We start from the raw sequence: 13,247 nt of genomic DNA on the forward strand, positions 1-13,247 counted from the left end.
CTCTGCGTGGGAACGCCTCCTGTGACGCTCCGCGTCACGCTTCTGGGACGCGGAGCGTCCCGGGCTGCATTCCCACGCAGAGCGTGGGAACGATCAGGTAGCGGATTATTCGCTGAAACTCATACCGTGCTTCTCTTTGGTGGTTTTCACCGCCTCAAGCACCGCCAGCAAACAATCATCACGATAGCGCTCCAGCGCCGAAATGCTGTGCCGGCCAAGCTGTTCGCTGGTGCCATTGACCACATCATCGATCAGCTTGTCAGTCAGCTCCGGCGCCGGCAGATAGGTCCACGGCAGCTGCAATCCCGGGCCGAACTGCGACATGAAGTGGCGCATGCCGGCATCACCCCCGGCCAGGGTGTAAGTCAGAAACGTACCCATGAACGACCAGCGCAACCCGGCGCCAAAGCGGATCGCATCGTCGATCTCGCCGGTGGTCGCCACGCCGTCGTTGACCAGATGCAATGCTTCGCGCCACAGCGCTTCAAGCAAGCGGTCGGCGATGAATCCCGGCACTTCCTTGCGCACATGCAACGGACGCATACCGAGGGATTCGTAGACTTGCATCGCCGCCTGAACGGCCTCGGGCGCGGTGTTCCTGCCGCCCACTACTTCTACCAGCGGCAGCAGATACACCGGGTTGAACGGATGCCCGACCACGCAACGCTCAGGGTGCGTCGAACTCTCGTAGAACTCGCTCGGCAGCAGGCCCGACGTACTCGAACCAATCAGCGCATTGGGCTTGGCCGCTGCGCTGATTTTGCTGTGCAAATCGAGTTTCAGTTCCAGCCGCTCGGGAGCGCTTTCCTGGATGAAGTCGGCGTCGCGCACGCATTCTTCGATGGTCGCGACAAAGCGCAGGCGATCCTGTGAAGCGCCCGGCGCCAGGCCGTTTTTCTCCAGTGCCCCCCAGGCATTGGCCACGCGTTTGCGCAGTGCGGCTTCGGCGCCCGGTGCCGGGTCCCAGGCCACCACGTCGAGGCCGTGGGCGAGGGCGCGCGCGACCCAGCCGCTGCCGATGACGCCGCTGCCGAGGGCGGCGAAGGTTTTGATTTCGGTGATAAAGCGCATGGTGGATTTCCTGAAATTGGCTCGAAATCTGTAGGAGTGAGCCTGCTCGCGATAGCGGTTGTTCTACCGCTGGAGATGCTTCGGATGTACCGACGCCATCGCGAGCAGGCTCACTCCTACAAGGGAAATGGGTGTTCATTAGCCGCGCTGGGTCAGGCCCATTTTCTTGCGACCTTCAGCCGGCGTAAGCACGCGGGCGCCGAGGCGGCTGAGGATTTCGCTGGCGCGTTCGACCAGTTGGCCGTTGGTCGCCAGCACGCCCTTGTCCAGCCACAGGTTGTCTTCGAGGCCGACCCGCACGTTGCCGCCCAGCAGCACCGCTTGCGCGGCCATCGGCATCTGCATGCGGCCGATGCCGAACCCGGCCCAGACCGCGTCGGCGGGCAGGTTGTCGACCATGGCTTTCATGGTGGTGGTGTCGGCCGGCGCGCCCCACGGGATGCCCAGGCACAGCTGGAACAACGGGTTGTCGAGCAAGCCTTCCTTGATCAGTTGTTTGGCGAACCACAGGTGACCGGTGTCGAAAATCTCCAGCTCGGCCTTCACACCCAATTCAGTGATGCGCTTGGCGCCGGCGCGCAGTTGCGCCGGCGTGGACACGTAAATGGTGTCGCCGTCGCCGAAGTTCAGCGTGCCGCAATCGAGGGTGCAGATCTCCGGCAGCAGCGCTTCGACGTGAGCCAGACGGGTCAGCGGGCCGACCAGATCGGTGTTCGGACCGAACTCCATCGGGTTCTCGCCAGCGCCGATTTCCAGGTCACCGCCCATGCCGGCAGTGAGGTTGACGATGATGTCGACGTCCGCCTCACGGATGCGCTCCATCACTTCGCGGTACAGCGCGACGTCACGGCTGAACTTGCCGGTCTGCGGATCGCGCACATGGCAGTGCACGACGGTGGCGCCGGCCTTGGCAGCTTCGACGGCGGCGGCAGCGATCTGTTTCGGGGTGACCGGCACGTGCGGGCTTTTGGCGGTCGTGTCGCCAGCACCGGTGAGTGCGCAGGTGATGATGACGTCGTGGTTCATGGTGCGGTTTCCTTCAGGCGTGATGGGTCTGTCCGCAGCCCTTTTCGGGGCTGCGAAGCGTCGTCCGGTTCCCTCTCCCTCTGGGAGAGGGTCAGGGTGAGGGGCTTTTCAAAATGAGGGTTATTTGCTGGTCAGCTGGAGGTTTTCAGCGGCCGGTTTGCCGTCGAATGTGGTCACACCTTCGAGCCAGCGCTGCTTGTCTTCCGGGTGATCCTTAAGCCATTGCTTCGCCGATTCGAAGGCGTCTTTATGATCGAGCAGCGGTTGCATCATCCGGCTCTCGTCTTCGGCGGTGAAGGTCAGGTTGGTCAGCAGGCGGCCGATATTCGGGCACTGCTCGGCGTATTTCGGCGCGGTGACTGTCCAGACCGTGGCCATGCCTTCGTTGGGGCCGAGGGCGTCGTCACTGCCAGTGAGATAGGTCATCTGGATGTTGACGTTCATCGGGTGCGGTGCCCAGCCGAAGAACACCACGGCTTCCTTGCGACGCACCGCGCGATCGACGGCGGCGAGCATGCCGGCCTCGCTCGATTCCACCAGCTGGAACTTGCCGAGGCCGAACTGGTTCTTGGCGATCATCGCCTTGATCTGCGTATTGGCGCCCGAGCCTGGCTCGATGCCGTAGATCTTGCCGCCCAGTTCCTTGTGGAATTTGGCGATGTCGGCAAAGGTTTTCAGACCCTTGTCAGCCAGATAGGTCGGCACGGCGAGGGTCGCGCGGGCATCTTTCAGGCTTGGCGCCTCTAGCACCTTGACCTGATTGGCCTCGACGAACGGGGTGATGGTCTGGGTCATCAGCGGGTTCCAGTAACCGAGGAACAGGTCCAGGCGCTGATCGCGAATCCCGGCGAAGATAATCTGCTGGGAGGCGCTGGTCTGTTTGGTGCTGTAGCCGAGGCCGTCGAGCAGGACCTGGGTCATGGCACTGGTGGCGATCACATCGGTCCAGTTGACCACGCCCATGCGCACATTCTTGCAGGAGGCCGGTTCGGCCGCCATCACGCCGGTGCTGAAGAAAGCGGTACCGCTGAGTGCAAGAACGCAGCTGCTGATCAGTCGTTTCATGTCAGGTTCCTCGGCAGTTCGATTATTGGGTTTCCGGCATCTGGCGCGCCGGTGGTGCCAAGTTACGCAGCAACGGCCCGGTGAAAGCGCACTGCGGCGACTGGCAATTGCACTGTAGCGACCTGCACGCTTGAATGCCGCCGGCAAACGGCGTATCAACGTTGCACGCGACCCGCCAACCGAGTGCGCCCATGTCCCAGGATTTCTACTTTTTGCTGATGCCGGGGTTCTCCGCCATTGGCTTTATCTCCGCGATCGAACCGTTGCGCGTGGCCAACCGCTTTCGTGGCGAGCTGTATCGCTGGCATGTGCTCAGCGCCGACGGCGGGCCGGTACTGGCGAGCAATGGCATGTCGGTCAACGCCGATGCCGCGTTGGAGCCGCTGAAGAAGGGCGCGACGTTGCTGGTGGTGGCCGGGTTCGAGCCGCTAAAGTTCATCACGCCGACGCTGGAACACTGGTTGCGCCGCCTGGACAACGACGGTGTGACGCTCGGTGGTATCGACACCGGCAGTTTCGTCCTCGCCGAAGCGGGCCTGCTCGACGGCCATCGCCTGACCCTGCATTGGGAGGCGATCGATGCGTTCAAGGAATCTTATCCACAGCTCAGCGTGACCCAGGAACTGTTCGAGATCGACCGGCGACGGATCACTTCGGCGGGTGGCACGGCCTCGATTGATCTGATGCTCGACCTGATTGCCCAGGCCCACGGCCCGCAACTGGCGATTCAGGTCAGCGAGCAATTCGTGCTCGGGCGCATTCGCCCGCGCAAGGACCACCAACGCATGGAAGTCGCCACGCGCTACGGCATCAGCAACAAGAAACTGGTGCAGGTGATCGGTGAGATGGAGCAGCACAGCGAACCGCCGCTGACCACGCTGCAACTGGCGGAATCGATCAAGGTCACCCGGCGGCAGTTGGAGCGCTTGTTCCGGCTGCATCTGAACGATACGCCGAGCAATTTTTATCTGCGCCTGCGCCTGGAAAAGGCCCGACAACTGTTGCGCCAGACCGACATGAGCGTGCTCGAAGTGAGTATTGCCTGCGGTTTTGAATCACCGTCGTACTTCACTCGTAGCTATCGAGCAAAATTCGCTCGCTGCCCCCGCGTAGACCGGCGTACTGCCCAGGCCTGAATGGCTTCCGCAACGCCATAGAATCCTGTGGGAGCGGGCTTGCCCGCGATGAGGCCAGCACACCCAACATTGTTATTGCCTGACACACCGCCATCGCGGGCAAGCCCGCTCCCACAGGTTCCCATGTGATTTCGGCAATCGGGTTACTTCTTCAGCAATGCCGAACAAGCGGCTTTGTAAGCCTCATGCTGATACTTGTTCAACGTCCCCGGCAGTTCGAAATTGTGCTTCTTGGCCTGCGCATTGATCGTCTGCGGCGACAATAGCGTCACTTCACACCCGTCCAGCAGCTGCAAAATCCCCTCAATCTTGAACGTCGTCGGCCCACCGGCAAATTCACCTTTCTTGCTGCGCTTCTTGATCGCAATCCGGTCCACAGAGTTCTCCCGCACAAACGACGCCACCTGCGCCGCGAACAGCTTCACGTTGGCCGCTTCGTCATCGTCGTCGAGGGCGATCTTCTTGGTGGCAAGAGGAATGTGGCTCAAGGACGAACCGTCGAGAGCGGCTACGGCGATGATCGCTTCGCTGCCTTTGATTTCGATGCCGCAGATGTTCATGTGAATTCCTTTGAATGAAGAGGGCAGCCTACAGTTCGAGCTGACTGGCTGTGATACCGAACGCGGCGGCAATTTTCTCGCGGGTGGCCTTGCGTGGCTTGGCGACTGTTTCCTGTTGAGCAAATGCCGGTTGCGAAATACCCATGCGCTTCGCCACCTCTTCCTGAGTCAGATTGAGATGTTCGCGCCAGGCGCGGATGGGTGTTGCCCCGTCAACGATCCGGCTGACAACCTCATGGGGAATCAGATCGGGCTGTATTTTCTGCGCGACATATTGAGCGTAGGGGATAACCACGAACGCAGGGTTACCCTCGGCGTCATTGATTATTTGAACGTCAGTAGGTGCGTTCATCACGTTTTTTGACCTCTTGAATACCGACCACTTTAATTTCGCCATCCCAGTCGAACATGACTCGATAATTGCCGACACGCAGCGGGTAAGCGTAATCATGACCAATCAATGATTTTACGTTGCCAACATCGGGCATGTCGGCAAGCGCCGTCACGGCGTCGCGAACCTTCCCTTGGTGCACGGAATGCAATTTCAAAAGCTGCTTAACAGCTTTGCGAGTCCAGTGGATGCTGTCATAGAAGAATATAAGTCTTTTATAAGATTCGCGAATCTATACTTATATTTTTCCAATGACCAATAAACAAGGCGTGTCGGCAGTTGCGCGGTCGCGTCACTCTTGGCTATCAAAGCGAAGCGTGACGGCCCGATCGCAATGGTGAGGAAGGAGTTCGGTCGATAAGCCCGCGGTAGCCTTCTAAAAATCCGATCACTCCTGCCCGATCGACTCCAAAAACTCCGACCGTTCATCACTCATCCGCGCCACACAATCATTCTGCGCAATGGTGAACGCCTTGCTCCCCGCCGTTGCCGGGAACGCTTCCACTGCGCAATCGGCGTCCCGCGTCTTCAACCATTGCTGCTGGGCGGTTTTCAACTTGGCGGTGATGTCGGCCAGTTGCGTCGGGCTCTTGCTGTACGCGGTCTGCATGCGTTCGTTGAGGCTGGCGTAGTTGTCCTTGAGCAGGTCTTCGGCAGTGGTGCGGCTGTAGGCCGAGCATTCCAGAGTCTGGATGTCTTTTTCCACCGCATCGCACGGGTTGTTGTCGGATTCTTCGGCGGCGTGGGCGCCGGTCGCAATCAGTGCCAGGGCGAGGAAGATCGATTTCATTGGGGTCGCTCTAATCCGTTGGTATGTGCAGGCTGCGGCAGATTCTGGCGCAAGCGCGCGGGCTTGAACAGGTAGCTGATCGGAGCGGCGCACGACCCTTTGTCGCGGATTGACGCTTTCGGCAATTCCCCTGTCGTTTTTGCACCCGGTCGCCCCGACACCTAGGCATATGCTGGCCCCAAAGCGCCGGCAGACGATTCGGCGCATGGATCGCCAATAAGGGGACGCCTGATGAGCCCAGCCGAATTACACGCCGACAGCATCGTTATCGACGGTCTGATCATTGCCAAATGGAACCGCGAGCTGTTCGAAGACATGCGCAAGGGCGGTCTGACGGCAGCCAACTGCACTGTGTCGGTGTGGGAAGGCTTTCAGGCGACCGTGAACAACATTGCTGCCAGCCAGAAACTGATCCGTGAGAACAGCGATCTGGTGATGCCGGTGCGCACCACCGCCGACATCCGTCGTGCCAAGGAACAGGGCAAGACCGGCATTCTCTTCGGCTTTCAGAACGCGCACGCTTTCGAAGACCAGATCGGCTACGTCGAGGTGTTCAAGCAGCTCGGCGTCGGCATCGTGCAGATGTGCTACAACACCCAGAATCTGGTCGGTACCGGTTGCTACGAGCGTGACGGCGGGCTGTCGGGCTTCGGTCGCGAGATCGTCGCCGAGATGAACCGCGTCGGCGTCATGTGCGACCTGTCCCACGTCGGTTCCAAGACATCTGAAGAAGTCATTCTCGAATCGAAAAAACCGGTCTGCTACTCGCACTGCCTGCCGTCGGGTCTCAAAGAGCACCCGCGCAACAAGTCCGATGCCGAGCTGAAGTTCATTGCCGACCACGGCGGTTTTGTCGGCGTGACCATGTTTGCGCCGTTCCTCGCCAAGGGCATCGATTCGACCATCGACGACTACGCCGAAGCGATCGAATACACCATGAACATCGTCGGCGAAGACGCCATCGGCATCGGCACCGATTTCACTCAGGGCCACGGCCAGGATTTCTTCGAATACCTGACCCACGACAAGGGCTACGCCCGCCGCCTGACCAGCTTCGGCAAGATCATCAACCCGCTGGGCATCCGCACCGTCGGCGAATTCCCCAACCTCACCGAAACCCTGCTCAAGCGCGGCCATTCCGAACGCGTGGTGCGCAAGATCATGGGCGAGAACTGGGTCAACGTCCTCAAGAATGTCTGGGGCGAATAACGCTTTCTCAAGACCGCCGCCGATCTGCCCCCTCTCCTGAGGGAGAGGGCTGGGGTGAGGGCCGCGGCCAACACTGAACCATCATTTTTCTGGAGTTAAGTTTCCATGGCCAAGATCGCCCCGCAATTGCCAATCGAAGTCGACAGCGAGACCGGTGTCTGGACCTCTGACGCCCTGCCGATGCTCTACGTGCCACGACACTTTTTCGTCAATAACCACATGGGCATTGAAGAAGTATTGGGCGCTGACGCCTACGCCGAGATCCTCTACAAGGCCGGCTACAAGTCCGCCTGGCACTGGTGCGAAAAAGAAGCCGAATGCCACGGTCTGGAAGGCGTCGCGGTGTTCGAACACTACATGAAACGCCTGTCGCAACGCGGCTGGGGTCTGTTCAAGATCCAGGACATCGACCTCGATAAAGGCACCGCCAGCGTCAAGCTCGAGCACTCGGCGTTCGTCTATGTGTACGGCAAGGTCGGGCGCAAGGTCGATTACATGTTCACCGGCTGGTTTGCCGGCGCCATGGACCAGATCCTCGAAGCGCGTGGCAGCAAGATTCGCACTGTGGCCGAACAAGTCTACGGAGGCTCCGAAGAGGGCCACGATGACGGCCTGTTCACCGTCAAGCCGTTGTAAGCCGAGGACCGTGAAATGGCTTTCGAAGCAATGTTCCAGCCGATCCAGATCGGCAAACTGACCATCCGCAACCGCGTGCTCAGCACCGCGCACGCCGAGGTCTACGCGACTGACGGCGGCATGACCACCGACCGCTACGTCAAATACTACGAAGAGAAAGCCAAGGGCGGCATCGGCCTGGCCATCTGTGGCGGTTCGTCCGTCGTGGCGATCGACAGCCCGCAGGAATGGTGGAGTTCGGTCAACCTGTCCACCGACCGGATCATTCCGCATTTCCAGAATCTGGCCGACGCCATGCACAAGCATGGCGCCAAGATCATGATTCAGATTACCCACATGGGCCGCCGCTCGCGCTGGGACGGTTTCAACTGGCCGACGTTGATGTCGCCGTCGGGCATCCGTGAACCGGTGCACCGCGCCACCTGCAAGACCATTGAGCCGGAAGAAATCTGGCGGGTGATCGGCAATTACGCCCAGGCCGCGCGCCGGGCCAAGGCCGGTGGCCTCGATGGCGTCGAACTGTCAGCCGTGCACCAGCACATGATCGACCAATTCTGGAGCCCGCGCGTCAACAAGCGCACCGACGAGTGGGGCGGCAGCTTCGAAGGGCGGATGAAGTTTGGTCTGGAAGTTCTCAAAGCCGTGCGCGCCGAGGTCGGTGACGATTTCTGCGTGGGCATGCGCCTGTGCGGTGACGAGTTCCACCCGGACGGCTTGTCCCACGAGGACATGAAGCAGATCGCCAAGTATTACGACGACACCGGCATGCTCGATTTCATCGGCGTGGTCGGCTCGGGTTGCGACACGCACAACACCCTGGCCAACGTCATTCCGAACATGAGTTATCCACCGGAGCCATTCCTGCACCTGGCTGCCGGGATCAAGGAAGTGGTCAAGGTGCCGGTGCTGCACGCGCAGAACATCAAGGATCCGAACCAGGCCACGCGCATTCTTGAGGGCGGTTACGTCGACATGGTCGGCATGACCCGCGCGCACATCGCTGATCCGCACCTGATCGCCAAGATCAAGATGGGCCAGATCGACCAGATCAAGCAGTGCGTCGGCGCCAACTATTGCATCGACCGTCAGTATCAAGGTCTGGACGTGCTGTGCATCCAGAACGCCGCGACTTCCCGTGAATACATGGGCGTGCCGCACATCATCGAAAAATCCACCGGGCCGAAACGCAAAGTGGTGATTGTCGGTGCCGGCCCGGCCGGGATGGAAGCCGCACGCGTGGCTGCCGAGCGTGGCCACGACGTGACCCTGTTCGAGAAAAAAGAATTCATCGGCGGGCAGATCACGACCGCGTCGAAAGCGCCGCAGCGCGACCAGATCGCCGGTATCACCCGCTGGTTCCAGCTGGAGCTGGCGCGCTTGAAAGTCGATCTGCGTCTCGGCACTGCGGCCGACGCCGACACCATCATGGACCTGCGTCCGGACGTGGTGGTGCTAGCGGTCGGCGGGCATCCGTATCTTGAGCAGAACGAGCACTGGGGCGCCGCCGAAGGGCTGGTGGTCAGCAGCTGGGACGTGCTCGACGGCAAAGTCGCGCCGGGCAAGAACGTGCTGGTCTACGACACCATTTGCGAGTTCACCGGGATGTCGGTCGCCGACTTCCTCGCCGACAAGGGCAGCCAGGTCGAGATCGTCACCGACGACATCAAACCGGGCGTGGCCATTGGCGGTACGTCGTTCCCGACCTACTACCGCAGCATGTACCCGAAAGAAGTGATCATGACCGGCGACATGATGCTGGAGAAGGTCTACCGCGAAGGCGACAAGCTGATCGCGGTGCTGGAGAACGAATACACCGGCGCGAAAGAGGAGCGGGTGGTCGATCAGGTAGTCGTCGAAAACGGCGTGCGCCCGGACGAGGAAATCTACTACGCCCTCAAGGACGGCTCGCGCAACAAGGGCCAGATCGACGTCGAAGCGCTGTTCGCGATCCAGCCCCAGCCTTCGCTGAGCGAAGCGGGCGACGGCTACTTGCTGTTCCGCATCGGCGACTGCGTGGCGCAGCGTAATACCCACGCCGCCATTTACGACGCACTTCGGCTCTGTAAGGATTTTTGACGGCTCAGCTGCGAGCCACAAGCTGCAAGCTGCAAGTAGAAACCCAGCCGATTCATGCTGCTTTTTCTTGCCGCTTGTAGCTTGCAGCTCGCACCTCGCCAGAGGTGACTCAGATGTTGAACACCCTTCTTCCAATCCTGTTGTTCGCAGCCCTGGGCCTTGCGCTCCTCGGCGCGCTGCGGCGGATGAACATGTGGCGTCGCGGCCGGGCGGCGAAGGTCGATCTACTCGGCGGTCTGCTGGCCATGCCCAAGCGCTACATGGTCGACCTGCACCACGTCGTCGCGCGGGACAAATACATCGCCAACACCCACGTTGCCACGGCGGGCGGTGCCGTGGCGTCGATTGTGCTGGCGATTCTGGTGCACGGTTTCGGCCTGCATAACCGCATCCTCGGCTACGCCTTGCTGCTGATGTCGGCGGTGATGTTCGTCGGCGCGATCTTCATGTACCTGCGTCGGCGCAACCCGCCGGCGCGGCTGTCGAAAGGCCCGTGGATGCGCCTGCCGAAAAGCCTGCTGGCATTTTCCGCGTCGTTCTTTCTGGTGACCTTGCCGGTGGCGGGGATCCTGCCGGAGAACTTCGGCGGCTGGGTGCTCGCGGCCATTCTCGGTGTCGGTGTGCTGTGGGGCGTGTCGGAATTGTTCTTCGGCATGACCTGGGGCGGGCCGATGAAACATGCCTTCGCCGGCGCGCTGCACCTGGCCTGGCACCGTCGCCCCGAACGTTTTGGCGGCGGCCGCTCGACCGGTTTGAAAGCGCTGGACCTGAGCAATCCAGACGCACCACTGGGCGTGGAAAAACCCAAGGATTTCACCTGGAACCAGTTGCTCGGTTTTGATGCGTGCGTGCAGTGCGGCAAATGCGAAGCGGCGTGCCCGGCCTTTGCTGCCGGCCAACCGTTGAATCCGAAAAAACTGATTCAGGACATGGTCGTCGGTCTCGCCGGTGGCACTGACGCGAAGTTCGCGGGCAGTCCGTACCCTGGCAAACCGGTGGGCGAACACGGCGGCAATCCGCATCAACCGATCGTCAACGGACTGGTCGATGCCGAAACCCTGTGGTCGTGCACCACCTGCCGCGCCTGCGTCGAGGAATGCCCGATGATGATCGAGCACGTCGATGCGATCGTCGACATGCGCCGCCATCTGACCCTGGAAAAAGGTGCGACGCCGAACAAGGGCGCCGAAGTCCTCGAAAACCTCATCGCCACCGACAACCCCGGCGGTTTTGCACCGGGCGGGCGGATGAACTGGGCAGCGGACCTGAACCTCAATCTGCTCAGCGAGAAGCAATCCACCGACGTGCTGTTCTGGGTCGGCGACGGCGCTTTCGACATGCGCAATCAGCGCACCTTGCGCGCCTTCGTCAAAGTGTTGAAAGCGGCGAAAATCGACTTCGCCGTGCTTGGCCTCGAAGAACGCGACAGCGGCGACGTGGCGCGGCGGCTCGGTGACGAAGCGACCTTCCAGTTGCTCGCCAAGCGCAATATCCAGACCCTGGGCAAATACAGCTTCAACCGCATCGTCACCTGCGATCCGCACAGTTTTCACGTGCTGAAAAACGAGTACGGCGCCTTCGACGGCCATTATCTGGTGCAGCACCACAGCAACTATATGGCCGAGATCATCCAGGCTGGCGCGCTCAACCTCGGTCAGCACAAAGGCGACAGCGTGACCTATCACGACCCGTGCTATCTGGGGCGCTATAACGGCGAATACGAAGCACCGCGCGAAGTGCTGCGTGCGCTCGGCATCGAAGTCAAAGAAATGCAGCGTTCCGGTTTCCGCTCGCGTTGCTGCGGTGGTGGCGGTGGCGCGCCGATCACGGACATTCCGGGCAAGCAGCGCATCCCCGACATGCGCATGGACGACATCCGCGAGACCGGCGCCGAACTGGTGGCCGTGGGTTGTCCACAGTGCACGGCGATGCTCGAAGGCGTGGTCGAACCGCGTCCGCTGATCAAGGACATTGCCGAACTGGTAGCCGACGCGCTGCTCGAAGACGCCGCGCCGAGCAAACCGGCGGCGCCGGCCAAACGTGAACCTGCGGAGGTGCATTGATGAGCGACATTATCCGCCGCGACCCGCGCGCCGAATGGATCGCGCGCAACCGTCTGCATCCGCTGCACGCGGCGATGCAACCGGCGCAACACAGCTGGATGGGACCTAACGGCGTCATCCGCAAGAATCTGCACGGCATTGGTTTTATCGGCCCCAACGGCCTCAAACGCATTGACCGCAGCGGCGCGCAGCAGGGCGGGGCGGTCAAGCGTTCGGCCACGGTTGAAGTGCAATTGCCGTTGCATCAGGTGCCCGCGCCGGCGTTCTACATCTGCGTGGTGCCGGACATGGTTGGCGGCCGCTTGAGCAGCCACGACCGCGACTTGCTCGGCCTCGCGAATCAACTGGCGGGTACGGACGGTGCGGTGTTGGCAGTGGTGTTTGGCGAGCACAAGGAAAGCGCTTTCGCCACGGCGGGCGTTGATCGCTTGCTGATGCTCGAAGGCGACGAGTTCAGCGGTTATGCACCGGAACAACGGGTGCAAGGCCTGCGGGCTGTGGATAACCAATTCAATCCGCGCCACTGGCTGCTGCCGGACAGTCGCAGCGGTGGCGGCGAACTCGGCCGACGCTTTGCTGCCGCACTGGGCGAACGCCCGGCAACGCGGGTCTGGCAAGTGAAGGACCAGGAATGCATCGGCCGCGCTGGCGCCGGGTTGCAGGACTTGGCCCGTCCGGTAGCGCGGTTGATTCTGGCGGCGGCCGAATGCGCCGAGCCAGTCAGCGAAACCCGTCATGAAGCGTTGCCGGCGGAGTTATCCACAAGCGTGGCGCGCAGCCTGTCGCGGATCGAAGATCTCGGTGCGGTAGCGGTGGACGCGGGCGCGATTCCGATGGCTGAAGCCGAATTCATTTTCTCCGGTGGTAACGGGGTGAAGGACTGGGCGCTGTTCCACGAAACAGCCGCTGCACTCGGCGCCACCGAAGGCGCCTCCCGTGTTGCCGTGGACGATGGCTTTATGGCTCGCGATCGCCAGGTCGGCGCGTCGGGCACCTGGGTCACGGCGCGGGTGTATGTCGCCGTGGGTATTTCCGGGGCGATCCAGCACCTGCAAGGCATTGGCGCCTGCGACAAGGTGGTGGCGATCAACCTCGATCCGGGCTGCGACATGATCAAGCGTGCCGACCTTTCGGTAATCGGCGACAGCGCAGAGATTCTGCAAGCGTTGATCGAAGCGGTCGCGGCTTACCGCAACGACGCCAAGCGCGATGCGGCTTAAGGAA

13 protein-coding genes are annotated in these 13,247 nt (G+C 61.3%); 6 read left to right on the forward strand and 7 right to left on the reverse strand.

Annotated features, from left to right (window positions below; genetic code table 11):
- Nucleotides 1-105 precede the first annotated feature (105 nt).
- The 3 genes from J3P93_RS02515 to J3P93_RS02525 form a co-directional block, all read right to left on the reverse strand.
- Nucleotides 106-1,071 (reverse strand): L-carnitine dehydrogenase, encoded by a 966-nt coding sequence (locus J3P93_RS02515; RefSeq protein WP_434594866.1) that lies wholly within the window; start codon nt 1,069-1,071, stop codon nt 106-108.
- Between the two features lie 138 nt (nt 1,072-1,209).
- Nucleotides 1,210-2,097 carry a 3-keto-5-aminohexanoate cleavage protein gene (locus J3P93_RS02520; protein WP_090286996.1) on the reverse strand — a complete coding sequence of 296 codons (888 nt, stop codon included), beginning with the start codon at nt 2,095-2,097 and terminating at the stop codon, nt 1,210-1,212.
- A 120-nt stretch (nt 2,098-2,217) separates the two neighbouring features.
- Nucleotides 2,218-3,162 (reverse strand): choline ABC transporter substrate-binding protein, encoded by a 945-nt coding sequence (locus J3P93_RS02525; protein WP_434594868.1) that lies wholly within the window; start codon nt 3,160-3,162, stop codon nt 2,218-2,220.
- A gap of 191 nt (nt 3,163-3,353) precedes the next feature.
- Between J3P93_RS02525 and J3P93_RS02530 the strand changes: the two genes are divergently transcribed.
- Nucleotides 3,354-4,298 (forward strand): GlxA family transcriptional regulator, encoded by a 945-nt coding sequence (locus tag J3P93_RS02530; RefSeq protein ID WP_434594871.1) that lies wholly within the window; start codon nt 3,354-3,356, stop codon nt 4,296-4,298.
- A gap of 143 nt (nt 4,299-4,441) precedes the next feature.
- Here the strand turns inward: J3P93_RS02530 and J3P93_RS02535 are convergent, their stop codons facing one another.
- The 4 genes from J3P93_RS02535 to J3P93_RS02550 form a co-directional block, all read right to left on the reverse strand.
- The gene (locus J3P93_RS02535; RefSeq protein WP_434594874.1) at nt 4,442-4,858 is read right to left on the reverse strand and encodes a DUF3010 family protein; all 417 of its coding nucleotides are present in this window, start codon (nt 4,856-4,858) and stop codon (nt 4,442-4,444) included.
- Between the two features lie 28 nt (nt 4,859-4,886).
- Nucleotides 4,887-5,210: a helix-turn-helix domain-containing protein gene (locus J3P93_RS02540; RefSeq protein ID WP_042606630.1), complete on the reverse strand. Its 324-nt coding sequence runs from the start codon at nt 5,208-5,210 to the stop codon at nt 4,887-4,889.
- Nucleotides 5,194-5,457 (reverse strand): type II toxin-antitoxin system RelE family toxin, encoded by a 264-nt coding sequence (locus J3P93_RS02545; protein ID WP_434598273.1) that lies wholly within the window; start codon nt 5,455-5,457, stop codon nt 5,194-5,196. The genes J3P93_RS02540 and J3P93_RS02545 overlap by 17 nt, the downstream gene beginning before the upstream one ends.
- Before the next feature lie 180 nt (nt 5,458-5,637).
- Entirely contained in the window at nt 5,638-6,039 is a 402-nt protein-coding gene (locus J3P93_RS02550; protein WP_434594877.1) for a lysozyme inhibitor LprI family protein, read from the reverse strand.
- A gap of 231 nt (nt 6,040-6,270) precedes the next feature.
- Here J3P93_RS02550 and J3P93_RS02555 point away from each other — a divergent pair, with 231 nt between their 5' ends.
- The 5 genes from J3P93_RS02555 to J3P93_RS02575 all read left to right on the forward strand — a co-directional run bounded on the left by J3P93_RS02555 (nt 6,271) and on the right by J3P93_RS02575 (nt 13,243).
- Entirely contained in the window at nt 6,271-7,248 is a 978-nt protein-coding gene (locus J3P93_RS02555) for a dipeptidase (RefSeq protein ID WP_090286988.1), read from the forward strand.
- Nucleotides 7,249-7,353: 105 nt separating this feature from the next.
- Entirely contained in the window at nt 7,354-7,884 is a 531-nt protein-coding gene (locus tag J3P93_RS02560; protein WP_005792152.1) for a DUF5943 domain-containing protein, read from the forward strand.
- Nucleotides 7,885-7,899: 15 nt separating this feature from the next.
- Complete coding sequence (gene dgcA, locus J3P93_RS02565; RefSeq protein WP_064365321.1) at nt 7,900-9,960, forward strand: dimethylglycine demethylation protein DgcA; 2,061 nt, start codon at nt 7,900-7,902, stop codon at nt 9,958-9,960.
- A gap of 113 nt (nt 9,961-10,073) precedes the next feature.
- Nucleotides 10,074-12,023, forward strand: a complete 1,950-nt coding sequence (gene dgcB, locus J3P93_RS02570) for a dimethylglycine demethylation protein DgcB (protein ID WP_434594880.1) — start codon at nt 10,074-10,076, stop codon at nt 12,021-12,023.
- A complete protein-coding gene (locus J3P93_RS02575; RefSeq protein ID WP_434594882.1) occupies nt 12,023-13,243 on the forward strand; it encodes an electron transfer flavoprotein subunit alpha/FixB family protein in 1,221 nt (406 codons plus the stop codon). The genes dgcB and J3P93_RS02575 overlap by 1 nt, the downstream gene beginning before the upstream one ends.
- Nucleotides 13,244-13,247 lie beyond the last annotated feature (4 nt).

It is taken from the genome of Pseudomonas sp. R3-57 (assembly GCF_051132065.1).
Classification (GTDB): domain Bacteria; phylum Pseudomonadota; class Gammaproteobacteria; order Pseudomonadales; family Pseudomonadaceae; genus Aquipseudomonas.

Excerpts from the sequence above, each read along its gene's own strand:
- J3P93_RS02535 (WP_434594874.1), bottom strand. The coding sequence starts at position 4,858 with ATGAACATCTGCGGCATCGAAATCAAAGGCAGCGAAGCGATCATCGCC.
- dgcA (WP_064365321.1), top strand. The coding sequence starts at position 7,900 with ATGGCTTTCGAAGCAATGTTCCAGCCGATCCAGATCGGCAAACTGACC.
- J3P93_RS02525 (WP_434594868.1), bottom strand. The coding sequence starts at position 3,162 with ATGAAACGACTGATCAGCAGCTGCGTTCTTGCACTCAGCGGTACCGCT.
- J3P93_RS02515 (WP_434594866.1), bottom strand. The coding sequence starts at position 1,071 with ATGCGCTTTATCACCGAAATCAAAACCTTCGCCGCCCTCGGCAGCGGC.
- J3P93_RS02540 (WP_042606630.1), bottom strand. The coding sequence starts at position 5,210 with ATGAACGCACCTACTGACGTTCAAATAATCAATGACGCCGAGGGTAAC.
- J3P93_RS02520 (WP_090286996.1), bottom strand. The coding sequence starts at position 2,097 with ATGAACCACGACGTCATCATCACCTGCGCACTCACCGGTGCTGGCGAC.
- J3P93_RS02575 (WP_434594882.1), top strand. The coding sequence starts at position 12,023 with ATGAGCGACATTATCCGCCGCGACCCGCGCGCCGAATGGATCGCGCGC.
- J3P93_RS02560 (WP_005792152.1), top strand. The coding sequence starts at position 7,354 with ATGGCCAAGATCGCCCCGCAATTGCCAATCGAAGTCGACAGCGAGACC.
- J3P93_RS02530 (WP_434594871.1), top strand. The coding sequence starts at position 3,354 with ATGTCCCAGGATTTCTACTTTTTGCTGATGCCGGGGTTCTCCGCCATT.
- dgcB (WP_434594880.1), top strand. The coding sequence starts at position 10,074 with ATGTTGAACACCCTTCTTCCAATCCTGTTGTTCGCAGCCCTGGGCCTT.
- J3P93_RS02550 (WP_434594877.1), bottom strand. The coding sequence starts at position 6,039 with ATGAAATCGATCTTCCTCGCCCTGGCACTGATTGCGACCGGCGCCCAC.
- J3P93_RS02555 (WP_090286988.1), top strand. The coding sequence starts at position 6,271 with ATGAGCCCAGCCGAATTACACGCCGACAGCATCGTTATCGACGGTCTG.